Origin of the sequence: Trichormus sp. NMC-1 (assembly GCF_001858025.1) — a bacterium.
Taxonomy (GTDB): Bacteria; Cyanobacteriota; Cyanobacteriia; order Cyanobacteriales; family Nostocaceae; genus Anabaena.
In genome coordinates this window covers 924,905-951,374 of record NZ_LZQD01000002.1, presented here as the reverse complement: position 1 = coordinate 951,374, position 26,470 = coordinate 924,905, and the positions used below count along the sequence as shown (strand labels likewise).

At 38.9% G+C, this 26,470-nt stretch carries 21 protein-coding genes, 2 tRNA genes and 1 pseudogene; 19 read left to right on the top strand and 5 right to left on the bottom strand.

The window, feature by feature from the left end:
• The first annotated feature begins 84 nt into the window (after positions 1–84).
• Positions 85–1,560 carry an antiviral reverse transcriptase Drt5 gene (gene drt5, locus A9Y75_RS10910; RefSeq protein ID WP_177176152.1) on the top strand — a complete coding sequence of 492 codons (1,476 nt, stop codon included), beginning with the start codon at positions 85–87 and terminating at the stop codon, positions 1,558–1,560.
• Between the two features lie 154 nt (positions 1,561–1,714).
• Here drt5 and hemB read toward each other — a convergent pair whose 3' ends face one another.
• A complete protein-coding gene (hemB, locus tag A9Y75_RS10905; protein WP_071189561.1) occupies positions 1,715–2,692 on the bottom strand; it encodes a porphobilinogen synthase in 978 nt (325 codons plus the stop codon).
• 272 nt (positions 2,693–2,964) lie between these two features.
• Positions 2,965–3,324: a DUF4870 domain-containing protein gene (locus A9Y75_RS10900; RefSeq protein ID WP_071189560.1), complete on the bottom strand. Its 360-nt coding sequence runs from the start codon at positions 3,322–3,324 to the stop codon at positions 2,965–2,967.
• Positions 3,325–3,505: 181 nt separating this feature from the next.
• Here A9Y75_RS10900 and A9Y75_RS10895 point away from each other — a divergent pair, with 181 nt between their 5' ends.
• The 14 genes and pseudogenes from A9Y75_RS10895 (at position 3,506) to A9Y75_RS10835 (ending at position 18,886) form a co-directional block, all read left to right on the top strand.
• On the top strand, positions 3,506–4,870 hold the full coding sequence (locus A9Y75_RS10895) for a serine/threonine-protein kinase (protein ID WP_143046398.1): 1,365 nt from the start codon (positions 3,506–3,508) through the stop codon (positions 4,868–4,870).
• 133 nt (positions 4,871–5,003) lie between these two features.
• Complete coding sequence (locus tag A9Y75_RS10890) at positions 5,004–5,198, top strand: hypothetical protein (protein ID WP_071189559.1); 195 nt, start codon at positions 5,004–5,006, stop codon at positions 5,196–5,198.
• A gap of 24 nt (positions 5,199–5,222) precedes the next feature.
• A complete protein-coding gene (locus A9Y75_RS10885) occupies positions 5,223–5,582 on the top strand; it encodes a nucleotidyltransferase domain-containing protein (RefSeq protein ID WP_071189558.1) in 360 nt (119 codons plus the stop codon).
• Positions 5,545–5,913, top strand: a complete 369-nt coding sequence (locus A9Y75_RS10880) for a HEPN domain-containing protein (RefSeq protein WP_071189557.1) — start codon at positions 5,545–5,547, stop codon at positions 5,911–5,913. Before A9Y75_RS10885 ends, A9Y75_RS10880 begins: the two co-directional genes overlap by 38 nt.
• 239 nt (positions 5,914–6,152) lie before the next feature.
• Positions 6,153–6,953: an FHA domain-containing protein gene (locus A9Y75_RS30125; RefSeq protein WP_269086286.1), complete on the top strand. Its 801-nt coding sequence runs from the start codon at positions 6,153–6,155 to the stop codon at positions 6,951–6,953.
• A 20-nt stretch (positions 6,954–6,973) separates the two neighbouring features.
• The gene (locus A9Y75_RS30120) at positions 6,974–7,528 is read left to right on the top strand and encodes a protein kinase (RefSeq protein ID WP_269086285.1); all 555 of its coding nucleotides are present in this window, start codon (positions 6,974–6,976) and stop codon (positions 7,526–7,528) included.
• Positions 7,529–7,765: 237 nt separating this feature from the next.
• Positions 7,766–9,391: a peptide chain release factor 3 gene (locus A9Y75_RS10870; protein ID WP_071189556.1), complete on the top strand. Its 1,626-nt coding sequence runs from the start codon at positions 7,766–7,768 to the stop codon at positions 9,389–9,391.
• 103 nt (positions 9,392–9,494) lie between these two features.
• On the top strand, positions 9,495–11,687 hold the full coding sequence (locus A9Y75_RS10865) for a M48 family metalloprotease (protein WP_071189685.1): 2,193 nt from the start codon (positions 9,495–9,497) through the stop codon (positions 11,685–11,687).
• A gap of 609 nt (positions 11,688–12,296) precedes the next feature.
• Positions 12,297–12,791 carry an RNA-binding protein gene (locus A9Y75_RS10860; RefSeq protein WP_071189555.1) on the top strand — a complete coding sequence of 165 codons (495 nt, stop codon included), beginning with the start codon at positions 12,297–12,299 and terminating at the stop codon, positions 12,789–12,791.
• Positions 12,792–13,110: 319 nt separating this feature from the next.
• Positions 13,111–13,410: pseudogene (locus tag A9Y75_RS10855) on the top strand (DUF3727 domain-containing protein); the annotation flags it as partial.
• Between the two features lie 909 nt (positions 13,411–14,319).
• The gene (locus A9Y75_RS10850; protein WP_071189554.1) at positions 14,320–15,588 is read left to right on the top strand and encodes a glycosyltransferase family 1 protein; all 1,269 of its coding nucleotides are present in this window, start codon (positions 14,320–14,322) and stop codon (positions 15,586–15,588) included.
• A 29-nt stretch (positions 15,589–15,617) separates the two neighbouring features.
• A complete protein-coding gene (locus A9Y75_RS10845) occupies positions 15,618–15,890 on the top strand; it encodes a hypothetical protein (RefSeq protein WP_016949872.1) in 273 nt (90 codons plus the stop codon).
• Between the two features lie 357 nt (positions 15,891–16,247).
• Positions 16,248–17,033, top strand: coding sequence for a choice-of-anchor W domain-containing protein (locus tag A9Y75_RS10840; protein ID WP_071189553.1), 786 nt, complete (start codon positions 16,248–16,250; stop codon positions 17,031–17,033).
• A 125-nt stretch (positions 17,034–17,158) separates the two neighbouring features.
• Complete coding sequence (locus A9Y75_RS10835) at positions 17,159–18,886, top strand: NFACT family protein (protein WP_071189552.1); 1,728 nt, start codon at positions 17,159–17,161, stop codon at positions 18,884–18,886.
• A gap of 326 nt (positions 18,887–19,212) precedes the next feature.
• Here A9Y75_RS10835 and A9Y75_RS10830 read toward each other — a convergent pair whose 3' ends face one another.
• Entirely contained in the window at positions 19,213–20,826 is a 1,614-nt protein-coding gene (locus A9Y75_RS10830) for an iron uptake porin (RefSeq protein WP_071189551.1), read from the bottom strand.
• Between the two features lie 541 nt (positions 20,827–21,367).
• On the opposite strand from A9Y75_RS10830, the gene A9Y75_RS10825 reads away from it, so the two are divergent.
• The 4 genes from A9Y75_RS10825 (at position 21,368) to A9Y75_RS10810 (ending at position 24,732) form a co-directional block, all read left to right on the top strand.
• On the top strand, positions 21,368–22,360 hold the full coding sequence (locus tag A9Y75_RS10825; protein WP_071189684.1) for a metal ABC transporter substrate-binding protein: 993 nt from the start codon (positions 21,368–21,370) through the stop codon (positions 22,358–22,360).
• A 468-nt stretch (positions 22,361–22,828) separates the two neighbouring features.
• Positions 22,829–23,608, top strand: coding sequence for a metal ABC transporter ATP-binding protein (locus tag A9Y75_RS10820; protein WP_071189683.1), 780 nt, complete (start codon positions 22,829–22,831; stop codon positions 23,606–23,608).
• Positions 23,609–23,709: 101 nt separating this feature from the next.
• Positions 23,710–24,570, top strand: a complete 861-nt coding sequence (locus A9Y75_RS10815; RefSeq protein WP_071189550.1) for a metal ABC transporter permease — start codon at positions 23,710–23,712, stop codon at positions 24,568–24,570.
• An 89-nt stretch (positions 24,571–24,659) separates the two neighbouring features.
• A tRNA-Phe gene (locus A9Y75_RS10810) sits at positions 24,660–24,732 on the top strand.
• A gap of 399 nt (positions 24,733–25,131) precedes the next feature.
• Here A9Y75_RS10810 and A9Y75_RS10805 read toward each other — a convergent pair.
• Positions 25,132–25,204: transfer RNA gene (locus A9Y75_RS10805), tRNA-Arg, on the bottom strand.
• Positions 25,205–25,246: 42 nt separating this feature from the next.
• On the bottom strand, positions 25,247–26,452 hold the full coding sequence (locus tag A9Y75_RS10800; RefSeq protein WP_071189549.1) for a M23 family metallopeptidase: 1,206 nt from the start codon (positions 26,450–26,452) through the stop codon (positions 25,247–25,249).
• Between the last annotated feature and the right edge of the window lie 18 nt (positions 26,453–26,470).

Sequence of the window (26,470 nt, the reverse complement as noted above, 5' to 3'; positions counted from 1 at the left end):
AAATTTATTTCTGGATATTTGAAATTGACAGGTGCAATCGTGGGTAAAATAGAAATGATACCTTAGTGATACATGGAAAATATAATGGTTAGTAATGATAATGCTGGGTTAGTTAATTTTATTGTTGATGATTTAAAGAGAACATTATTTCCGCTGAATCTAACTGCATTTATGGCTCAATATGCTCATAAGGAACTTCAAGAGTACATTGACAACATCTACGCAAGAACCGGAAATTTTCATTCGCAGACTACAGTTTATGCAGACAAGCCTAATCGAACTCTTAGAAGGACTTTGAAGCTTGATCCAATTGCCGAGTGGTATATCTATTCTATTATTTACAAATATAAGGATAAATTTCAAGAGATAAATACAGAACGGGTAAGTGTCTATGGCTATAAATTTAAATCAGTTTCTCCAGTACCCGGAAGAGATTCTTATCGAAATTTCAAGAATGAATTTTATTCGTGTAGAGAGAAATTTAAATACTCGATGGAATTAGATATTGCTAATTATTTTAACACTATTTATCATCATGATCTTCAGCATTGGTTTGCAAGGTTAGCTGATGATGATCAAGATGCAAAAGTATTTGGTCAATTCCTGCGGGAAATAAATACAGGCCGCTCTATTGACTGTTTACCACAAGGTATATATCCAGCTAAAATGATAGGAAACTCTTATCTACAATATATTGACTATAACGGTAGTCTACGTTCTAAACGTTATTTAAGATTTATGGATGATTTTATACTATTTGATAATGATGAATCTGTTCTTTATGAGGATTTATATAAGTTACAAACTCTATTAGGTAATAAAAGTTTATCAATCAATGAAGGTAAACTTAAGCTTCCTTCTAAAGCTGATAATGCTAATTATAAAGATATTGATGAAATAAAAATTAGTCTTCTAAATGTTCGTGAGCAATTGTTACAAGATTATGATGGTATACAAGACGAAGATGAAATGGATTCCGTTATACTCAATAAAGAACAAAAAGATTTCCTTTTGGGAATTCTGAAAAATGATAATATTGATGAAGAAGATGCTGAACTTGTGCTGGTATTGATGCGTGATAGTTGGAATGATGGTTTTGATAAAATTTCTAACATAGCATTTGATTATCCAAATTTGGCAAAAAGTTCTTATAAGTTCTTTGAATCTGTTGAAGATAGGGAAACTGTAGCCAAAACTATTTTACAAAGAGTCTTAAAAGGTGAACATCTAACAGAATATCAATTATTTTGGATGGCTAAGATGTGCGAAGATTTTTTATTAGAAACAGCATCTGTTGGAGAACTTTTATATGCACTTTATGAGCATCGTTCAGCAACTACTATCTCACAGGCTAAAATACTTGAAATTCAAGATACACGTTATGGATTACCTGAAATGAGAGAAACAATTCTGAGAGATGGATCTTCAACATGGGCATCTTGGTGTGCTGCTTTTGGTTCAAAATCTGAAGTTAAAGCACGTATAAATCATCACTTAAAATATTTTCAGAATCCTTCAATTATGAATAATATAGTTGGAAAGGTAATTTCCAATCTGTAGTTTATTTGCTGATTTTACCTGATAAAAAATTCAATTTTGAATTCCAATAACTTATTCTGAAAATATCACCAAAAACTAAAAATCTCACGCCCAAACACAAAAACCCTCAAAATCTTCTTTGCGCCTTTGCGCCTTTGCGTGAGAAATTATCTTACTACAACCACCGAGCCGCATCTTTAGCGTGGTAAGTCAAAATCAAATCAGCACCAGCCCGTTTAAACCCAGTCAAAGTTTCCATCACAACGCGCTGTTCATCAATCCAACCATTTAAGGCCGCAGCCTTCACCATCGCATACTCACCAGACACATTGTAAGCAGCAACAGGTAAATTAGTAGCTTCCTTCACGCGCCAGATAATATCCATGTATGCCAAAGCTGGCTTCACCATCAGCATATCAGCGCCTTCAGCAATATCCAACTCAATTTCTTTAATCGCTTCACGAGCATTACCAGGGTCCATTTGGTAAGTGCGTCTATCTCCAAATTGAGGTGTTGAATCCGCTGCATCTCTAAACGGACCATAATAAGCCGAAGCATATTTAGCAGCATAAGACATAATCGGGATATCTTCAAATCCCGCTTCATCTAAACCTGCACGAATTGCTTGGACAAAACCATCCATCATTCCCGAAGGTGCGATAATATCAGCACCGGCTTTAGCTTGAGAAACTGCGGTTTTCTTTAATAATTCCAAAGTTGGATCATTTAAAACCCTTCCTGTCAAATCACCAGTTTGTAAATAACCACAATGACCATGACTTGTATATTCACACAAACAAGTATCAGCCATAACAATTAAATCAGGAACAGCTTCTTTAACTGCGGTTGCTGCTTTTTGAACAATACCACAATCATGCCAAGCACCAGTAGCATCTACGTCTTTATCTGCCGGAATTCCAAATAAGATAATTGCGGGAATTCCTAAGTCATAAACTTCCTTTGCTTCTTCCACAATTTTATCTACCGAAAGTTGGTAGACACCAGGCATTGATTTAACTTCTTTTGCAACACTTTCACCGGGAACAGCAAACAGTGGATAAATCAAATCATTGGTTGTTAAAACGGTTTCACGTACCATCCGACGCAATTGAGGATGAGTACGTAAACGGCGGGGGCGATGTATAGGAAACATAATTTTTTATCAAGAAAAAACCACAATGGACATAAAACAAAGCGTCACAAAAGCCAGGTTTTAGCCAGCTTTTTTCAGACACACTAGAAACAGTGCTTAACTGTCTTTGCCCTACTGTTGATCAAGCTGTGGGGCAATTTTGTATTTTACAGCCTGGTTGACATTTGCTTAGGACAAATTTACAAAAAACAATCTTAAAAAAAATCATTCAATTAATTTTGGGAAATTGTTAAATCAAATGTTTGTGATTAATCAAACTACCCAATCTCTTTCTAAAAAACTCGGAAAATAAACGGATAACGGCAAGGTTGATCAGGATTGCTAAAAACACCAATTAACGCCCAGATTGTTAGTCCCCAGTGGATGATATATCCTAAACCTGCGATTGGTAACAAAACAATTAGCGGTAAAACCAACCAACCAGTTAGAAAAAACAAAGCTCCCAGAATTGCACCGTAGAACCAAACGTTAAAGTGGAAATTGATTGATTCCTTTGCATTGTCTTTAACAACAGGATCATCGGATACAAATAATATAGCTATAGGTAAACCAACAGATACTATTGTCGTGCTGAAAAAAATCGCCCCGTGACACAAGGCTGATAATAGTTTACGTTTATCGCTGTCGTACATTCTTATCTCCTATTCAGTTCTGGTTATTTATTATATCAAGAAAGAAGGCACGATTTTCAGACTAAAAAATGCACAACTTCTTAAAGAAGTCAGGGATCTGAGAAAATCGGATAGGATTGCTATCATGATATAATTTTTACAAGATATTAAATCAATCTCAGCAATATCTACTATCAAAGGTATGATCATTTGGCAACCAAATCAAGAAATTAATAAGGGTAGATTCATAATTCAAGGTAAACCCTTGGGAAGTGGTGGTTTTGGAACTACCTACAAAGTTTTAGAACCCAGCACGGGTAAATTATACGCTATCAAAACCCTGAACTCAACCATGCAACTCAGGGAAGACTTTGCAGAACAACAGGTTAAGTTTATTAACGAAGCCTTGACAATTAAGGGATTTGATCATCCTCATATTCTCAAAGTTTATGAAGTCATCCAAGAAGGTGAACTTTTTGGGGTAGTGATGGAATATATTGATGGAGAGACTTTATTTAAATATGTTCAGAATAAGGGACAACTATCAGAATCAGAAGCACTTTTATATATAGATCAAATTGGTAAAGCTTTAGAATATATCCACAATAAAGGACAGTTACACCGCGACATTAAACCCCAAAATATTCTCTTACGCCAAAATAAACAAGAAGCGGTTTTAATAGACTTTGGTTTAACTCGCAGTATTGCTACCAAAAGCATGACAAATTCTTTAACAGAAGGTTATGCACCTATTGAACAATATCGACGCAAAGGTAGTTTTGGTTCTCATACAGACGTTTATGCTTTAGCTGCAACTTTATATTATCTCTTAACTGCCGATGGACTCAAAAAAGAGGGTGAATTTACTCCAGTTCCCGCGCAAAACCGGAAATATGATGATGAAGTTTTACCCGCACCAAAACATTATAATTCTCGGATTAGTCAGAGGGTGAATGATGCTATTTTGCAGGGTATGGAAATAGAACCGGAAAAGCGGACTTCGACGGTTTTTAAGTTTCGGGAAAATTTGGGTTTGGTTGTTCAACCGAGAAGAACCCCACCCCCTAACCCCCTCCCCGCAAGCGAAGAGGGGGGACTAAAATCATCCTGTGGAATTGACTACACAAAACTGCATGACTTACTCAAAGCAGGGAAATGGAAGGAAGCAGATGAAGAAACAAGAAGGCTAATGTTAGCAGTTGCAAAACGGGAAAAAGAAGGTTGGTTAGATCTTGAAGATATTGATAATTTTCCCTGTGAAGACCTCCGCACCATTGACCAATTATGGGTAAAATACAGTGATGGGAAATTTGGTTTTTCTGTGCAGAAACGAATTTATCAAAGTTTCGGTGGAACGAGAGAAAATAACTCGGAAATCTGGGAGAAGTTCGGGGACAAGGTAGGATGGAGAAGAGGCAACAACTGGTTGTACTACAAAGATATTACTTTTTTGGACAAGGACAAAGCACCAGAAGGCCACTTCCCGGTGGTTGATGGGTGTGTTTTGTTTTGTTGTGTGTTTGGGGTCTCTTCTCTCGCGCCGAGACTTGTAAACTGTAACATTTAAAGGTTACAGAAAATTATTAAGAATTGTAAACAGGTAATTTTCAACGAAGTCTTGCGGGTTCTGGGTTTTGGATACCTGGTACTCCAGGTACTCCACAAAAAAGAAGAAGTCACAAAAAGATGTAGTACAAGTCATGCTTGCTTCTGTTGCATTGCTGTTAATTGGGAATGTATATATTATTGTCATCAATTCTATCATCTTTGGAGAATTACTAGGAGGTTTTGCACTAGGAAATAAACCAGAAATCAATCGTGATGAATTGGGAAAATTTATGGAATCTCCTAGAGTCAAAATATTTCCTATAGATGAGAAAACATCAGAATATTAAGACAAATTTCTCAGATAAACAACTATGAAACACCCAAAACTAGAACAAATCATGCAAGAATTATGTGATAATTTGATTGCGACTTATCAAGATCAGTTAGTTGCAGTAATTCTTTTTGGTTCTCAAGCGCGTGGTGATGCTACTCCCGATTCAGATTTTGATGTGTTAATTGTCCTCAAAGATATATTTCAAGCAACTAAAGAAATAGAAAAAATAGGCTTTTTTCTTAGTCCCCTTTGTCTAAAATATAGTGTAGTAATTTCTAACCTGTTTTACTCCCTTAGTCGTTTTGAGAAAGAAGAAACAATGCTGATCAAAAATATCAAAAAAGAAGGTATTTATTTCTATGAACAACGAACAACAGTTTCTAGTGCAAAAAGCTGAAGATAGTCTGCGTGCAGCTAAAATTTTAGCTAGTGAAAATCTACATGATTTTGCTGCTTCTCGTGCTTATTATGCTATGTTTTACATAGCTGAAGCATTTCTAGTAGGTGCAGATTTGAGCTTTAGCAAACACTCCGCAGTAATTAGTAAATTTGGCGAACTTTTTGCCAGAACTGGTAAAATTGATCCTAAATTTCACCGTTATTTAATTGATGCAGAACAAATCCGTTTAAAGGGAGATTATGATCGTTCTGAACGGTTGAATGCTGAAGATGCAAAACTACTGATTGACAGATGCGAAGAGTTCTTAAAATTAGCAGAATATCTATAATTTTTTAAATCTAACATATCATCAATGTATAACATAACAGAGTTAAAAAATAATATTGCAAATTCACATCCTGTACATCCTCAAATTCTGATTCTGACAAAAAATTCCCAACTCCCAAAAAACGATCATCTAACAACATCCTGTAAATCCTTAAATCCTGTAAATCCTGATTCTGACATTTTCCCCCCAATCACGTCAAAATCCTGTATGATATAGTGCATCAATAAAAATCCTCAAATATGCAATCTACCATTACCCTGACTATTACTACAGGGAAACTCTCAGGAAAACAATATATATTCGATAGTCGCACCACTGTTTTAATTGGTAGAAATGATGATTGTTATTTATCCATACCGGATGAATTTGATAAGCGTGTTTCCCGCTATCATTGTTTATTAGATATCAACCCCCCAGAAATCCGAGTCCGAGATTTAGGAAGTTTAAACGGTACTTATATAAATAATACAAAAATTGGTAGTAGACAATCTCACCAAACTCCAGAAGAAGCTGGTAAATTGAATTTTCCTGAATATGATTTACAAGACGGTGATGAAATTACTTTGGGTGATACCGTCTTGCGAGTGAATATTGAAATTTCACAACCACAACCAATTAATAAAACTCCCGATACTCAAAATCCTGGTTTTATCCAACCACTACAACCAAAAGCTAAAACCAAGCTTTTTGATGTCATTCAAAAATTAATCAAATTAGCAATAGGTGGAGAAAAACAATTAACAGCTTTACGCAATTATCAAATTATTAAATCTATCGGTAAAGGTGGTTTTGGTGAAGTTTATTTAGCGCAACATTCCCAAACTGGTAAATTAGTCGCTTTAAAAGTGATGTTACCTGCGGTTGCACAAGATGACAATCATGTACAGATGTTTCTCCGGGAAATCGAAAATATGAAAGCTTTAAAACATCCCCATGTTGTGGAATTATTTGATTATGGTTATGCGGAAAACCTGTTTTTCCTAGTTATGGAATATTACGAAGGTGGGAATGTTTATGATTTAATGCAGCACAGCAATTAGGAGGAAAGTTACCTGTAGATATGGCTTTAGGAATTATCCTGCAAGTTTTAGACGGTTTAACGTACACCCATAATGCCGAAATTCCTTATGTTAAATTAGCTAATGGTAATTTTGCAAAAGGTAAAGGTTTGGTTCACCGTGATTTAAAACCAAATAATATTTTTCTCTGTAATATTAATGGTAAACTAACCGCAAAAATTGGTGATTATGGTTTAGCGAAATCTTTTGATTTAGCAGGTTTAAGTGGACAAACTTTCACAAAAAGAACGGGTGGTACACCTGGTTTTATTCCTCGTCAACAGGTGCTAAAATTTAAAGATTCAAAACCTGATGTTGATGTATGGGCTGCCGCAGCTTGTTTATATAATTTGTTAACAGGATATGTTCCCCGCAACTTTACAGAAGATCCTTGGTTGGATGTTTTGCAAAATAATCCTGTACCCGTTCTGCAACGAAATGGAAATATCCCGATAAAATTAGCTGAAGTCGTAGATTTAGCTTTAACTGAAAAACCGCAAATCTATTTTCAGAGTGCTGCAAAATTTAAGGAAGCAATCATTAATGTAATCCTGTAAATCCCAAAATCTTGTAAATCCTGATTCAGACAATCTTAAATCTTCTAAAAAAGACTCTATATGCGCGCACAGATTCCCATTATAATAATATAATGAAAAATCGGGCATTTGTCAACTATCAGACTGATTAATTTCTGAATTGAGTAAGATTGATTCAGATGTGAAGATTAATAGAATTTACAAATGTGATTCCTAGTCCTGGAAAAGATTACATTAACTTACAAACACATTACAATCATGTCCACAGAAATTGAAACTGAATTATTAGAAGCGGTGGAATTACGTCGCAATTTTGCGATTATTTCTCATCCTGATGCTGGTAAAACTACGCTAACTGAAAAGCTATTATTATACGGAGGTGCAATTCACGAAGCTGGGGCAGTGAAAGCCCGCAGAGCGCAGCGTAAAGCGACTTCTGACTGGATGGCAATGGAACAACAAAGGGGTATTTCCATTACTTCCACTGTATTGCAATTTGTCTACCGTAATTGTCAAATTAATTTACTAGACACTCCTGGACACCAAGATTTTAGTGAAGACACCTATAGAACTTTAGCAGCAGCTGATAATGCGGTAATGCTAATTGATGCTGCGAAAGGATTGGAACCCCAAACCCGGAAACTGTTTGAAGTGTGTAAACTCAGGGGTATTCCGATTTTTACATTTGTCAATAAACTCGACCGTCCGGGACGAGAACCATTAGAACTGTTGGATGAGATTGAGCAAGAATTGGGATTACAAACCTATGCGGTGAATTGGCCGATAGGAATGGGCGATCGCTTCAAAGGAGTATTTGATCGCCACCAACAGCAAATCCATCTCTTTGAACGTAGCTCCCACGGTAGCAAAGAAGCCCGTGATACCATCATAGATTTAGGTGATGGCAAAATTGAAGAATTACTAGAACAAAGTCTTTACCACCAACTAAAAAGTGATTTAGAACTGTTAGAAGGAGCAGGAGGAGACTTAGATTTAGAGTTAGTGCATCAAGGAAAAATGACACCCGTGTTCTTTGGTAGCGCCATGACTAACTTTGGGGTCGAGTTATTTCTCAAGTACTTCCTGGACTATGCCCTCAAACCAGGTACACACAGTAGCAGCGTCGGTGAAGTTCCCCCCAGCTATCCAGAATTTTCAGGGTTTGTCTTCAAACTGCAAGCCAACATGGACCCTAAGCACAGAGATCGTGTGGCTTTTGTCCGGGTCTGCACAGGTAAGTTTGAAAAAGATATGACAGTGAATCATGCTCGCACTGGCAAAGTTGTCCGTCTGTCTCGACCACAAAAACTCTTTGCCCAAGAACGGGAATCCATTGATGTGGCTTATCCAGGTGATGTGATTGGTTTGAATAATCCCGGCGTTTTTGCAATTGGCGATACAATTTATACAGGGCAAAAACTGGAATATGAGGGAATTCCTTACTTTTCTCCAGAATTGTTTGCTACTCTCAGAAACCCCAACCCCTCAAAGTTTAAGCAGTTTCAAAAAGGCGTTTCCGAATTGAGAGAAGAGGGTGCTGTACAAATTATGTACGCTACTGATGAAGCCAAGCGAGATCCAATTTTAGCAGCAGTGGGTCAGTTGCAATTTGAAGTGGTGCAGTTTCGCCTACAAAACGAGTATGGAGTAGAAACCATACTGGATGTTTTACCATACAGTGTTGCCCGTTGGGTGGAAGGAGGTTGGGAAGCGTTGAATCAAGTGGGACGTTTATTCAACACGACAACAGTCAAAGACAGCATGGGACGACCAGTGTTGCTATTTCGCAATGAATGGAATTGCCAACAATTAGAGGGAGATCATCCAGAATTGAAATTAAGCGCCATTGCCCCGGTATTTTCTAGTCAGAACACAGTTCTTTGACAAGGAATGGTCATGGGTGATGGGTTATGGGTCATAGATGAGTGTTTTTTTACAATTACCTTTTTCCCAATTACCTTTTTCCCAATTACCTGCCAAAATTTGTATGCCTTCACACCCCGAATCGTCTTTGGAGGCAGGTTTAGTTGCCCTCAAGGAAGGAAATTACTACGCAGCAATCACTCAACTAGAACCTATTGCTAGTAGCCAGAATCAGAGCAATACTTGCCTGCAAGCCAAAGTTGGGTTGGTGATGGCTTATGCACGCACAGGCGAAACCTCAAGAGCGATCGCTTTGTGCGAAAATCTGATTTTGAGTCATAATTCCCAAGTTCAAGAATGGGCTAAACGTGCGCTCGAACACCTCAAAAAAAGCCAAAAACGCCACAGAAAAACCAAAAACACCGAAACGGGATTTGTCGCTTTTGATAATTCCTCACCACAGAAACCACAAGAACCTATCCCCGCCAAAAATACTCCTACTCACAGAGATATAGCAAATACAGGCTTCATCGGTATTAGAGGTAGTACAACTCGTGAAGAGTCCAGCATTTATTGGCGGCAAGCTAGGCGCGCTAAGGTATGGCAACCTTTGCGTAAGCCTAATTTAATGCTGACAATACTGTCTCTGTTGCTGACAGCAGGAACATTTATCTCCCTGTTTTGGGTGTTGCAAGCAATACTCAAATTACCAATGGGTTTAATCAACCTGATTTTAGACAAACTGCCATATTTAACGCCATTACCACTTTTATCAGGTGATTATAGTTCACTTATACTAGGTTTTCTGTTAGTCTTAATCGGACTGTCTCCTTGGTTGCTAGATTGGCTACTGGCAGCATTTTATGGTCAACAACAGTTATCCAAAGAAGTCTTACACACTCACAGTCGTGAAGCAGTCCGCGTTATCCAACGTACTTATCAACAGCGACACTGCCCTCTTGTTAAATTGCGGATTTTACCAATAGCCGCACCAATAATGTTGACCTATGGTAATCTACCGCGTACAGCCCGGATAGTCGTGAGTCAAGGTTTGTTAAACCAACTAGGGGATGATGAAATAGCCACTATTTACGCCTTGGGACTAGGACAGATTCATAGATGGGACTTTTTTGTCATGTCCTTGGTGCTACTGGTGACATTGCCGTTTTACGAATTATATCAGCGAGCCTCAGCATGGGGAAACAACGGCCAACAACCGATCTGGCGCTGGACAGCTACAGGCTTAAGTTGTGTGTGCTATGGAATTTGGTGTTTACTGACCGGTACAGCCTTGCTTAACTCCCGGTTTCGGCTGGATTATAGCGATCGCCACGCCGCTGAAATTACAGGTAATCCCAATGGGCTAATTCGGGCTTTACTCAAAATTGCCATTGGTGTTGCTGATGATATCAAAAAGCAACAACATACTTCCTGGGAGTTGGAAAGCCTGAATATCCTCGCCCCAGTTAGCTACCAACAAAGCCTGTCTTTAGGAAGTATGGCCAATCATCTTCCTTTTGAATCATTTTTAATGTGGGAAAACTTCAATCCCTATCGGCGATGGTTTACTATAAATAATAGCCACCCCTTAATCGGCGATCGCATTCAACGCCTCTGCCAAATAGCCCGTCATTGGCATCTAGAAACCGAACTACACCTGACTGGTCAAGAATCCTGTCCAGCTAAGCCTCAGTCCTTCTTATTACAAATTTCGCCTTGGTTGGGGATTCCCCTGGGTTTTGTTTTCGCCGGTCTGTTCTGGATAATTTGGCAAACAGCATTTGCCATTCATTTGTTAAACCTGAAGTGGATCTACGATGATTGGTCTTTCGTCACAGGTTTTGTCTTGATAGGCTTTAGCATCGGTACAGTGATGCGGATTAATTCCTTTTTTCCTGATATCAAACCTTTAACCTTGCAAACTGACTACTACTTGCCTAACTTATTAACTGACCCCACTGTTTTACCAATCGATAGCGTCAGCGTTCGTCTTGTTGGTAAACTCTTAGGCCGTCGTGGCACTAGTAACTTTCTGGCGCAAGACCTAATCTTAGAATCCAACACCGGTTTAATCAAATTAAACCATATTCCTTTGCTAGGACAGTCAATCAACCCCCAGGAATGGATTGGTAGGCAGATTATCGTTACAGGTTGGTTACGCCGTGGGGCAACACCTTGGATTGATATTCAAACCTTGGAAACTCAAAGTGGCAAAACCATTAATAGTCCTCATCCCATTTGGTCTACTGTTTTGGCAGTCGCTACTCAAGCTTGGGGTGCATACATTGTGCTGACTGCTCAATCCGTAGCAGGTTAAGGCAGCAATTCAATCAATCATTACCAAAAATGTAAACAAAAGTTGCAGAATCCTTACCAAAGTGTTACATTTATTTACGAAATCAATGGCAACTGACATAATTCATCTACATAATTCGGTGATTGGTCTAGCTGCTGGTACTATCTCGTCCCCTTTGATATCCCCAACACAGCAGTAAATCAACCAGCCAGTGGCTGGTTTTTGTTGCCTATTTCTAATTTTGTCAAAAAAAATGTATTTTATGCTACGATGCAATAATACTATTGGCAGAAATGTAGGTGCTGAACTAGCTACGTAAAAAATACCGTGATAATCTTAAGGGATGGTATTTTACTCTGCCGATAAAAGCTAGAAAGAATTCATTTACTGTGGCGGACGGTGGGCTATTAAATTTACAATTCTTAGAATTAAGGTGTTATTAACTGAGCGTGGTGGCGCGTTTGTCTTAAATAAGCTTGATCCCAACAAAAAACTGTATTGTATAGGTTGACAGTTTGGATTAAAAAAATTGGTTTATGGCGATTTTAGTTAATAGCATCTATTTAAAAGCCAAAGCCAAGTGATTGTTTTTGTCAAAATAAGTTCATTTCAACTCTGGAGGTATAGTTCATGTCTGTTCGCCTATATATAGGTAATTTGCCAAAAGAAGAAATAGATCGTCTAGAGTTGCAAGCAGTTTTTGCAGCTGAAGGCGATGCTGTCACTACTAAGCTAATCAAAGACCGCAAAACAGGCAAATGTCGTGGTTTCGGGTTTTTGACGGTGAACAATGACGAACAAGCAGACCAAATTATTGAAAAGTATAACGGTCAATTGTTCAAAGACACCGCTATTAAACTAGAAAAGGCATTACCTCGTACCAAAGGTGAAGAGGGTGAGGAACAAGCGCCTAAACCTGCTAGTCAAGCTACTAACATTCCCACACCTACCATCAACAAAGAAAATAACCGTCGTGAAAAAAGCGCTAAGAAATCTCGGCGTGGTGGCGGCGTGCGCGAAACAACCAGCAATAATGTTGATTCAGACGCTATTCGTCCAGATCCCCGTTGGGCTGCTGATTTAGAAAAGCTTAAACAAATGTTAGCTGCACAAACTACTAACTGATCATCTGGGGAAAAGATTAAAAATTAAAAATTAGCAAAGTGAAGATTTTTAATTTTTGATTGTTCCCTTGTTAATTCAGAGTCAATGTAGCTAAATTTATCTGAGTGGGTTGGCTTCTGTGCTGGTTGCAACATCCATCTGTAGTCGCTACTCAGACGAAGTTTTGTCTGGCTGCTAATCTCAAACTGAAATCATCAGCACCAATCTGGGATTGCTCTCTGTGCAAATAAAAATTATTGAGCAGTGATGAAAGCCAAAGAAGGCTATTCTTACTGCTCAATTTGACTTTTTACAGTAAATTTTATATTAACCCAAGTTGCTACTTACAGAAAATACTGCTTATGCTTTGACGGTGGCTGGTGAGTTACCACCAGTCGAAGAATCAGAACTCTTCACTTTAGAAATTGAAGATGACGAAGCAGATTTAGAACCAGAGCAACTACAGTTACTCGCCAGTTTCTACCATGAAGATCAGGAATATGCAATTTATACACCTCTCGATCCCCTGCTATTTTTTGCCCGGATAACGGATACAGGTAAGCCTGAATTGCTATCTCCTGAAGAGTTTCGGAAAGTTCAACCGTTATTGGAAGAGCATCTGTTTAATCAAGTTGAATAATCCGAATTTAAAATTAAACACTAATAGTTAGAAATAGCATTTCTCAATTGTGAAGTTGAAATTTTTCCATTGCCAATCTGACTCGATTACGTTGATTGGCAGTGGAAATTTATTAATCAAAAAATCCCATGATTTAGAACTCGTAATTACAGAATAGAGTAACTTTGTTTGTTAATAATAGAAAAAGAAAAATAGTAAGAATTCAGGAGTCAGGAGTCAGGAGTCAGGAGTAAAACTGGCTTGCTGTCTAGGTTTCAATTTTGATTCTGTACCTCATTGATCTGCAATCTGCTGTATATAAAAACAGAGTTTCAACCCTGTTCCCTGTTCCCTGTTCCCTGTTCCCTATTAAGAGTTTCCGTCTTCAATGAGATGTCAGGTAAGAGATACAGAACTGACAATCCAGCAGTATCTGAGGTTTTTGCAAAAGTGTATCTTATTTAACAAAAAAATACATAACATAATAATAGTATAAGTTACCACAGTTAGTCAAAACAAATTTGTGTCAAAAAAACTTTTTCATTTTGGCATATTTGTTGATAATCAATGACTGTAAATTAAGACGTAATTTAGGATTGGTATTTTGATTGAATAAAAAGCTAAAACGGTTAAATTAAAATATCTAAAATTTACTTGGTGTTGTACTGCAAGGCAGCAACAGCAGAAATTTTTCATGCATTTTTTTAAATCAATAAATAAGAAAATATTAATTATCTTCCATAAGATAGAACTAAATCTATCGAAAGTATTAGAGGAAAAATAGAGTTTTACATATAATAAAATCAATATTTTTTGACACAATTAAATTAAAATAAAGATTAAGCAAAGTTCCGAAATACTTCAGGTAAGCGTGATAAACGCCAGAGTGGAACTGCATACTACCTTGTGACAATCAGCAACACACAACTTATGAACTCTACCACTAACAAACGCATTGCCTTGATTTCAGTCCATGGTGATCCGGCGATTGAGATTGGGAAAGAGGAGGCTGGAGGACAGAATGTTTACGTACGCCAAGTGGGTGAAGCACTATCCCAGCTAGGATGGAAAGTTGATATGTTTAGCCGCAGAGTGAGTGCTGACCAAGAAACGATTGTTCAACATAACTCTCACTGTCGAACTATTCGTTTAACAGCAGGTCCAGTGGAATTTGTCCCACGAGATAATGGTTTTAAATACTTGCCCGAATTTGTGGAACAGTTACTTGAGTTTCAAAAAGAAAACGGGATAAAATATGAGTTAGTTCATACTAATTATTGGCTGTCTAGCTGGGTGGGATTGCAGTTGAAGCAAATCCAAGGAAGTAAACAGGTTCATACATATCATTCTTTAGGAATAGTCAAATACAACGCCATAGAAAGTATTCCTCTAGTTGCGAGTCAACGCCTAGCAGTAGAAAAAGAAGTTTTGGAAACAGCAGAAAGAATTGTGGCCACAAGTCCGCAAGAAAAACAACATATGCGATCGCTCGTTTCCCAACAAGGTGACGTTGATATTATTCCCTGCGGTACAGATATTCGGCATTTTGGTTCAGTAAAAAGAGAAGCAGGCAGAGCCGCATTGGGAATTGACCCGGAAAGCAAAGTCATATTGTATGTAGGGCGTTTTGACCCGCGTAAAGGCATAGAAACCTTGGTACGGGCAGTACGTGAGTCTGAGTTTTATGGTTCAAAAGACCTGAAACTAATTATTGGTGGTGGCAGCACTCCAGGTAATAGTGATGGTAGAGAACGCGATCGCATTGAGGGCATTGTCAACGAATTGGGGATGAGTGAATGTACTATTTTCGCCGGTCGTCTCAGTCCAGAAATCCTCCCAAATTATTATGCTGCGGCTGATGTGTGCGTCATTCCCAGTCACTACGAACCCTTTGGATTAGTAGCAGTTGAAGCGATGGCCAGTGGTACACCCGTCATAGCCAGCGATGTAGGAGGACTTCAGTTTACCGTCGTTAATGAAAACACTGGTTTATTAGTACCACCCCAAGACGTAGCAGCCTTTAGTAACGCCATTGATCGCATTCTCAGCAATCCAGAATGGCGAACACAACTAGGTCAAGCTGGTAACAGACGAGTCATGAGTAAGTTTAGCTGGGATGGTGTAGCTATGCAGCTAGATGAGTTGTACACCCAACTCTTGCAACCAGTGAAAGAACCCGCATTAGTTACGCTAGGGTAAATTCAAAAGAGAGTTAGACAGGTAAAACGATGGAAGTTCAAGAACTCAAAAAATTTCCTAAGCCAAGGAAACCAGAAACTGAAGCTACAACTTCTCAACACATCAAAATATTAGACTGTAACCAACCAGTTAGTCGGGTAATTTTTGAGTGTTGGCATTGTAAACAAGGTCTGTTGAGTGAAGTAGACGTATCATCTTCACAGTTTCTAGAAATTCAATGCCCCAGTTGTGGTAGAACAGCTTTAAGACTGATGGCAGAAACAGTGATTTCAACTACAGCGATCCCTTCACCCTGGCAATGAGCTATAGCAGGTGACAGGTGACAGGTGACAGTGCTAGAAGCCTTTTATTGTCTAACTTTTAGCATTGGTTGATGTCCTAACTGCCTTGTCCATTGCTATATTAACTAGAAGCAGGAAATCCTGACTAAATTAAACCCAGAAATTGTGTTGGATTTCTGGGTTTAACGTCGTTTTATGGCATTAAAGAGCTAAAGATAACAGCGGTGCTAGAGAGAGTAACCGCAAGCATTTATACATTATGAAATTTCGATGAAAAGCACGTAATGTTTGTTTAAAGCTCTTAAAATACTGATTTTTACTGGGTACTATCTTATTTAGTAGAGCAATTAAACACTGACGTAATACTAAGGAAAGATTATGCTATCTATACACGGATATAAATCATTTCTGGTTTTGGGATTGGTAACATTGGGGTTAGGACTCGCTCCCAATCAAGCAAAAGCAGTGACAATAACTCCTTTAACATCTCAAGATGCTACTCCTGGGTTTGATGATACAGACTTTAATTTATTGCTTGACAACGGAGATTTTAAAGAATTATTTGTTGCTGAAGGACGAATTGGGAATAATGCCGGCAACGGAACTCAAGAATTAAGCATTAACAAAGATGTAGCTATCGGTGGCGCACCAGTTGATCAAGATCAGTTGACCTGGGGAAATGGAAAGTTATGGGATTTCAGCTTGCAATATGATGGAAGCCAGGTGACTTACAAGATTTTCGAGTCTGGTAATTCTACCGCCACACAAACACTACATTCTACTCAATTTACTGGACCAGCAACAGATATATTCTTACGTACTCGTGCCAGAGACAACACCACTAGCACGACTAGCAACTCAATCACATTGAGCGACCTCGTTTTCAACGGTACATCAATCGGTAATCTCTCCTCTGTTGGTTCAGCTACCAGAGATATAGACTATTTGCACCTTAGTAATATCACCACTAACTTTACCTTAACTGGTAAAACATCCTTTAGCTGGACAGGTACTACTCCCACCAATTCTAACCTTGCTTTTCAAATTAAAGTCGGAACTTCACCACAATCCGAATCTGTACCAGAACCTGGTATGTTAGGTGGTATATGCTTGGCAGCTACTATAGGCGCGGCTATGAGTAAAAAAAAGAAAGTAGCTGTTTAGTTATGAGAATGCTGGTTTAGAATAGTAACCGTTAGAATAATTCTGAAAGAAATCGGAGTATTTAACGGTTTTGTTTTTGGCTGTTGGCTTCTTGATGGAAAACTCCCCTATTGTGACTAATTGTTTTGCAACCAGTTGATTTTACTACCCTGACTGCTGCTTGTAGCGAACTACGGGCTGACTGGCTACCTTCGCGGACAGAGCAGGTTTACCAGCGCGATCGCTATACTATTGCTATAGCCTTACGTACCCTAAAACAACGTGTTTGGTTAGAAGTATCTTGGCATCCCCAAGCTACCCGAATTTGTATTGGTGAACCACCACCACGCACACCAGATACTTTCACCTTCAGTCAACAATTAATCCATCAATTGGGTGGTTTAGCGTTGGTAGGAATTGAAGCGATCGCACCTTGGGAACGTGTCATTGATTTACAATTTGCTCGTCGTCCGGGAGAAAACGCCCTCTATCACTTGTATGTGGAAGTGATGGGTAAATACAGTAACGCCATTCTCACCGATGCCGACAACTTCATTATCACCGCTGCTCATCAAGTTAGTCAGCAACAATCCAGCGTTCGTCCTATTCAAACCGGACAACCTTATGAAATACCACCCAAACAAACCGGCCCTATTCCTAGTTTGAGCGAATCCCAAGCACGTTGGCAAGAACGGGTGAGTTTAGTACCAGGCGCTATTAAACGACAACTACTCAAAAATTATCGTGGGTTGAGTGCAGCTTTGTTAGATACAATGTTGCTGGTAGCAGATATAGCACCAGAAACAACCACAGATACACTAAATGCTGATGATTGGCAGAGGCTATTTGCACATTGGCAAGAATGGTTACAAGCTTTAGAAATTGGTAAATTCCAACCTGCTTGGACAGCAACCGGTTACACTGTCATGGGTTGGGGTGTTGTCGCACCAGCTAAAAACATCCAAGAGTTACTGAACAAATATTACACCGACGAATTAAATAAACAATTATTTTCTCAATTACGCCATCAGTTAACTCAGAAACTAAATAATATTCTCGGCAAATTACGTACCAAAGCCCAAACTTTTAGTGAGAAATTGCAGCAGTCAGATCAAGCTGATGATTATCGACAAAAAGCTGATTTATTAATGGCATATCTCCAAAACTGGGAACCAGGGATGAAAGAAATTATCCTGGCAGATTTTGAAACTGGTAAACCAACTGCGATCGCACTTCTCCCAGATAAAAACGCCGTCCAAAACGCCCAGAAGCTTTATAAACAGCACCAAAAACTCAAACGCGCTCGTGCTGCTGTTGAACCTTTATTATTTGAAGTTCAAGCCGAAATTGATTATTTAGAACAAGTAGAAGCCGCAATTTCCCAAATCGACAACTACCAAACAGCAGCAGATTTACAAGCTTTAGAAGAAATCCGTGATGAACTCATTGGGCAAAAATATCTAGAAGCCCTGGAATATCGCAGCCGCAGTACCACCGACTCTCCCAGCACTAATTTTCATCGTTACCGCACTCCCAGCGGCTTTGAAGTCTTAATCGGTCGCAATAATAACCAAAATGACCAACTGACATTTCGTGTAGCCGGAGATTATGATCTGTGGTTTCACGCTCAAGAAATCCCTGGTAGTCACGTTTTATTGCGTCTTGAACCTGGTAAAGTCCCGGAAGAAGCCGATTTACAATTTACCGCTAATCTTGCAGCTTACTTCAGTCGCGCCCGTCAAAGTGACCAAGTACCAGTAGTTTACACCCAACCCAAGCACGTCTACAAACCGAAAGGTACTAAACCAGGACTTGTAATTTATAAACAAGAAACCATCATTTGGGGAAAACCGCAAATAATTCGTAATTCGTAATTCGTAATTCGTAAACAGGGAATAGGGAATAGGGAATAGGGAATAGGGAATTCTCCCCGTGTCCCCGTGTCCCCGCGTCTTCCCATCACCCTATATCCCTATCTCCCCTTAGAAATAAATACTACTGACCTGCGGATAGATATTTTTTAAGATATTTTTATGAAAAAAGTGTACTGGCTGTTACAATCTTGTTAAGAAAAGTTGCCCGTTAAATTTTGGGAACGCGCAATTTGGTTTTGACTCTCTTGAGAAGACAACGCGAACAACGTTTTTTAGACCAGCCCGTGGGAAGGCTGGTCTTTTTGTTAAGATGGTGATTTTGAAATTTAGAAACTGAAGGTGGTTCTCAAAGCACCAATGACTACACCATCATTATTATCGTTATGATCTGCGGCGGTTAACCAAATCACACCTGGGGTAATGGTGATATTGTCGCTGACTTTGTATTGATAAAATGCCTCAATGTGATATGAGGTATCTTGGTCTTTAAATGCACTTCCAAAACTGGAACTTGTAACTCTCGGTTCCATTCCGAGGATAACACCAGCTAAATTACCTTTTTTGCCCAAGTCTGGGAACCCAAGAGTAACAGCATAGTTCCAAATGTCAACATCTCCCTTTGTACCTGTCAATACCTGACTATTCGTATATCCAGCCCAACCACCGAGGACAAATTTATCACTGATGCCAATTGATGCTTGGAAACCATAAGAATTGCTAGAAAATGCTTCTGAATTGCCATCTAGATTTGTATCCAAGTTCTGGAAGGTAGCGAGATTACTGCCTGTGAGTAGTGGCTGTTTGTAGGAATTGATATAAGTTAGACCAAAGGAAATGCGATCGCTTGGTTTAACTGTCAACTGCGCCAAAGCACCGTACTTACCGTCAAACAAACCATTTTTAGCACTGGGGTCATTAGCTGAACCTGCTAAATACGCTAAACTTAGTGTCAAATTTTTACCGAACTGGTGATTTACTCCCAACCCGCTACCACTGATCTGAGCATAAATCGGGTTGCGTGTACCAAAGCTTGACAATGCACCAGATCCACCATCACCATCAAAAAGATTCACAGTACTGGTCACGTCATCTGCTGCACCAGCATTAGCAATAGCGATTACCTGTGTGTTTTTTCCTAGAGGGAATTTGTACCATAGCGCATCTATGACAGCGTTGTTAGTACCATCAGGACCTTGAAAAAACAAGTTACCTTCTGGAGTACCAATATCAGGAGTCTTGATATTGTTACTCTGGATTCTGGTAAACAGAGTATCTTGACCAGTGAAACTAGTTACAAATTCAATACGCGCCCGCGCCCCAAGGGTAGTATTTTTGTCTGTAATCGGTCCGTCAACATTGTCACCTGATAAAACATCACTGACAACTGCAACAACTTGTCCTTGCAGTTTGGTGGTAGTAGAAAATTGATTGGCTTCTAATTCAGAAGCCCTCGCTTCTAATGCATCTACGCGTCCACGCAAGGTTGCTAGTTCTGTGGAAAAATCTTCTTGCAGTTTTTGTAATGTTGCTAAATCTTGTTTTGTCAACGAGTCGGCAGTTGCGGTAGCAATTAGTTCATTCACCCGATCTAAACAAGCATTCAAACCAGCCGCAAACTCATACCTCGTCATGGCACGATTACCACGATAAGTACCGTTAGGATATCCAGCAATACAACCATAACGTTCTACTAAAGATTGTAAAGCTTGGAATGCCCAATCTGTGGGTTGTACGTCCGACAATTGAGATACTGATGTAACTTGTGAGATTAACTCTTTTTGATTTATATTTTCAACTTGTTGGTCTGAATTGGCTACAACAAGTGGTTCACTGGCTTCTATTGTTGCTGGTGCTTCTCCTGCCCACGCTGCTGCACTCATCAATAGTGTTGCGCCGCTAACTACTGGACTAGCTAACAGATATTTCCATGATTTTTGCATTTTTCACTCACACCTATTTACTAACAATCAGCACATTACGTGCTTATACGAAATGAGAGATTATTAAAAACTGATCTCAATATACTAGCAGTAAGCAGCATTTTTTTTAACTCAAAAAGTCAAGAAATCTTCATGAATGGGGAAAGCTAGTATAAGGCAGTATCCTCTCAACAAAATCATCTGTTATTACTTAATCTCAGTAGACATCTCCAGAAATTAAATATGCGTGACCTAAAACCGTTGTAGAGACGTTCCATGGAACGTCTCTACAATCTTTATCGGAGATGTCTAGTATATTACACGGATACAGCAGATTCCTTTGTTATAAGATACATGATAGCCCCCTCATCGCTTGCTCTTAGGGGGTTGGGGGTGGGGTTCTTGTACCTCATAACAGCCGGAAGTGCTGTAATGCAGGGTATTTTTATTAAACCAAAATGATAATGAGAATTATTATAGTATAATGTCTAGGATTAAGTCTTGTTGTCAATAAAAATATTGACGTAGGTAAAGACAGTATTCTGAAGGAAGAGAAAACATGATGATTGAGACTGATGTCAGCCGAAGAATAGGCAGATTTAGAGGTAAAATGTTGTCTCTCATGGCGCTGCTGATGTTGGCAATGATTTCTGGCTGTACTGAAACGAAACAGGTTACACAGACAAATGCAGAACAGTCAGAACCAGCACAACCACCAAAAACTAAAGTAGTCACAACATTTTTACCAGTGTATTTATTTACCAAAGCAGTAGCGGGAGATGCAGCAGATGTAGAAATTTTAGTCCAGCCAGGAACGGAAATACATGAATATCAGGCTACACCAGCTAATGTGAAAGCGATCGCAACGGCGAATGTATTAGTAAAAAATGGGCTGGGGTTAGAAGAATTTCTGACAGATACCGTCAAAAATGCCCAAAACACCAAATTAGTCGAAATTGATGCCAGCAAGGGTATTAAGGCTATCAATGAAATTTCTCCCATAGAGGAAATTGGGAAGGAAGAAAAAGATCACAACCACGAACACGCAGATGGGAATCCTCATGTTTGGCTAGATCCCGTTTTAGCTAAACAGCAAGTAGTAAATATTAGAGATGGGTTAATTGCTGCTGACGCTGGGAATAAAGCAACGTATGAAGCTAATGCTGCGGCATATATCCAAGAACTAGAGAATTTAAATAATGAATTTCAACAGACTTTACAACAGACTCCAAATTGCACCTTTGTTACCTTTCATGATGCCTTTCCTTACGTAGCTAAACGCTATAATCTCAAACAATTAGCCGTTGTAGAAATTCCAGAAGATCAACTTTCACCCACAGATATACAAAAAGTTGTTAATGCTGTGAAAAAATACAAAGTTAAAGCCTTATTTAGTGAACCAGGGGTAGATAATAAATTATTTACAAGCCTATCTAAAGACTTAAATTTAACTTTGCGAACTCTGGATTCTCTAGAAACTGGTGAGACAAATCCACAGTATTATTTTAAGGTGATGAAATCTAATTTAGAGACTTTAGCAACAGCTTGTAAATAATTCTATGGAAATGCAGGTTACTAATCTTTTGATTTTTACTAGTCCGCGACTTTCATTCTTTCGTCGGGCTTTTTATACATTTCTGAAGATGAAACTGCACAGAATAAAATTTCCAGAAGTTTTAACGGCAGATATAGACACTCGTAGAGTGGCTTTTCAAAGAGTAAGCAGACAAAACCGATGACTTCATGCTTTTGTGCAAACTCAAATTAAATTAAATACAGCAGATTGCAGATCAATGAGGTACAGAATATAAATTGAAACCTAGACACCAAGCCAGTTTTACTCCTGAATTCTGTACGGGCGTATTGCAATACGCCCCTTCTGACTCCTGTTTAAAGACCTCACTACAAACTTTTAATTATTGACATTACTCTACTTAGTATTACTTGTTTGCTAATTAGTAATTGAAAAAACTGAAAATTGGAGTTTAAAATCTAAAATTCGATGAATAACGACCAACAATTAATGACATTACCAATATTAAAAGTAGAAGGATTAACTGTCTATCAAAGCAGTTATCTAGCGGTACGGGATGTTTCTTTTGAATTGTTACCAGGAACAGACACAGCTATAGTCGGACCGAATGGCGCGGGTAAGAGTACTTTGGTAAAAGCTATTTTAGATTTAATTCCCAGAAGTGCTGGTGCAATTGAAATATTTGGTCGTCCAATATCGAGATTAGGAAGTTTACATCACCTGTTAGGCTATATGCCACAAAACTTTATTTTTGATCGTAGTTTTCCGATTTCTGTTAGTGAATTGGTGGGACTAGGAATAGGTGATAGAGAAAAGGTTGCAGGTGACAGAAAACATTTATTTTCCAAGTTTTGGCAAAATCACAGACAAAAATCAGCAGCAATAACCGCAGCTTTACAACGAACTGACGCATATCATCTGAGAAATCAAGCGATTGGAACTCTTAGTGGTGGTCAACTCAAGCGGGTTTTGTTGGCTTATTGTTTAGTAACTCCACGCAAATTTTTGGTACTTGATGAAGCTTTTGCTGGGGTAGATGTGCAAGGTGCGGCTGATTTTTATGTTTTACTAAATGAATTAAAGAGAGAAGAGGGTTGGACAGTTTTACAAGTTTCCCATGATATTGATATGGTCAGCCGTCATTGCGATCGCGTTCTTTGTCTTAATCAAACTCTTGTATGTACTGGTAAGCCAGAAATTGCCCTTTCAGCAAAAAATCTTTTAGCGACTTATGGCCCTGGTTTTAGCCGCTACCAACACAATCACTAAACAATTCAACATTGTAAATTTAAAAAGTTCAGTAACATCCAGACAAAGACTGAATCATGAGTTGTGGTTAAATCAATTTATGTAGAGAAAAAAGTCAAAATATGCATTTATTGATTTTACATCCACACAAATTGTTAGTTATTGCTAATAATCAAGAATTAGTGGATTTATTACAATTCCCTTTCATGCAACGTGCCATTATTGGTGCTGTATTAATGGGAATACTTGGCGGTTTATTGGGCAGTTTTGTGACTTTGCGCCAGTTGTCATTTTTCAGCCATGCTGTTGGTCATGCAGCCTTAGTAGGCGTAGCATTAGGCGTATTATTAAACACAAATCCTACTTGGATGTTGTTACCTTTTACCTTGATTTTCGGGATTGTTGTTCTCTACTTAATTGACAAAACAGATTTAGGTAGTGATAGCGTTCTCAGTATAGTTTTATCAGGAGCATTAGCAATAGGTGTTATCCTCACCAGCATGATTAAAGGATATCGCGGCAATTTGATGGCTGTGCTGTTTGGCGATATTCTCGCGATTGATGTCACCGATTTAATTTTGACGCTGGTGATACTTGTCGGTAGCAGCATTTTTTTATTATCAACTTTGCGATCGCAAATTTTGTTAACTCTTAATCCTGATGTTGCCCAAGTACAAGGCGTTCCGGTGCAATTGTATCGTTATGGGTTTGTCGTTTTGCTGTCTTTGTCCGTTGCTGTAGCCATTAAAGCGGTTGGCGTTTTACTCGTGAATGCTTTTTTAGTGATTCCCGCTGCCACTGCTAAACTAATGAGTCACCATTTTAACCGCTTTCTGATTCTGTCGGTGCTTGTCGGTTCTAGCAGTAGCATTGGTGGAATTATGGTTTCTGGGGTGTTTAACCTGGCTTCTGGCCCTAGTATCGTTCTGGTACAGTTCCTGATGTTCCTCCTCGTTTTCACTTGGGTGAAGTTGGGGATTTGAGGGGGCGTAAAAGTTTCTTCTGTAAACCACTTGACAAATCTTTCTTTCTTTGCTACATTGATTAATCGTGGCGGTACTAAAAAAACCACGCCGGGATAGCTCAGTTGGTAGAGCAGAGGACTGAAAATCCTCGTGTCACCGGTTCAAGTCCGGTTCCTGGCACTTCTTAGTAAAAAGTAGCAAAAAATAACCTCCTACAAAGCTTAAAATTTTGTATGGGGTTATATTTTTATCTGTTGGGGTTCTCTAACTTACAGCGGATTCCTTTGTTATAAGGTACATCATAGCCCCCTCATCGCTTGCTCTTAGGGGGTTGGGGGTGGGGTTCTTGTACCTCATGACGCTGGGAAGTGCTGTATACCCAACCTGCGGAAGTGTCCCATAATTTTTTTTAACCAGCTATAACAAACTCAACCATTGCTATTAACTTTGGAAATGTTGATATTTGCGGTTTTCTCAAACTTGCCAATTCTAAATGATCGTGTAAATATCTAATCGGTGCACGTGAATAAAAACCGAAAAAGAGTTAATTTTCTGTTGATTTTGTAATATCTTAAAAAACGAGCGCGGAGGGATTTGAACCCCCGACCCACAGGACCGGAACCTGTTGCTCTATCCACTGAGCCACGCGCCCTCGAACATATATCTTATATCATAACATACTTTCTGAATTTAATTATAAGTAATTTGCTGGATCAACGGGTGTACCATCACGACGGACTTCAAAATGCAGGTGAGGGCCTGTAGATAAGCCTGTAGAACCGACAGCAGCGATCGCTTGTCCTTTTTGTACAGATTGCCCTTCACTCACATATAATTCACTACAATGGGCATATAGGGTGGTAATTCCTTTACCATGATCAATAATCAAAGATTTGCCATAACCACCATACCAACCCGCAAAAATCACTGTACCTGAATCTGCGGCTCTAATGGTACTACCATAACTAGCGGCAAAATCCAAACCTCCATGAAAACGCCGATATCCGAGAATAGGGTGAATCCTCCAACCAAAGGGACTGCTGGTAGGTGCGTCGCTGGGAAATGCAAAGATACCTGTACCACGAATCCAAATTTTACTGTTAGCTTTTGCTTGTGCGGCTTCCCGCGCTTCTCTGGCTTTTTGTTCAGCTACTTTTTGTTGAATCAAAGCTTCTAGATTTTGAGAATCTTTCTCTAGTTGATTTTGTGCTGCTTCTAAAGCCAAGCGATCGCTATTTAAACGTTGAATCAATTCTCCTTGAGATTCCGCTTGAGCTTGATAATCGGATTTTTGGGCTAATAATTGTTCTCTAATTAAAGCAATTTGATTTTTCTGCGCTTCTACTTCTGTTCTTTGTTGAATTAATAAATTTGCTTGTTCTGCAAGTTTAGATAAAATCCGCTGGTCTGCCTGATAAACTAACTTTAACTGATGACGACGACTGATAAAATCACTTAAATTCCGGCTTTGTAACAAAACAGCCAATCCTTGAGAAGATTGCGATCGCTGTAAAAATCGTAACCGCGCTACGGTTGCAACTTGTCTTTCTTCATAATTACGTTCTGTGACAGATAAAACAGCTTCTAATTCTTGGAGGCTTTCAGTAGCAAATTTTAACCTAGTTTCGCTGTTTTGAATTTGGCTATTAGTGGCTTGCAGATTTTGATTTAACCCAGTTAAATGTCTTTGCGCTTCTGTTTGCAGATTCGTTAAATGATTCTTTTCCTGAATCACATTTTGACGCTGCTGTTGAACTTGCTGCTGTTGTTGCTTTAGGGTATTAATTGTTTGTGAATAAGCTGCACTTAGTGGTAATAATACTGAAGCATACCAGACAAAACAACAAAATGTCAGCAACAACCACCAGGTTCTAATTTTGGGGAAAGATACCGTTTTCATCCCGTGATATTCAGCCAA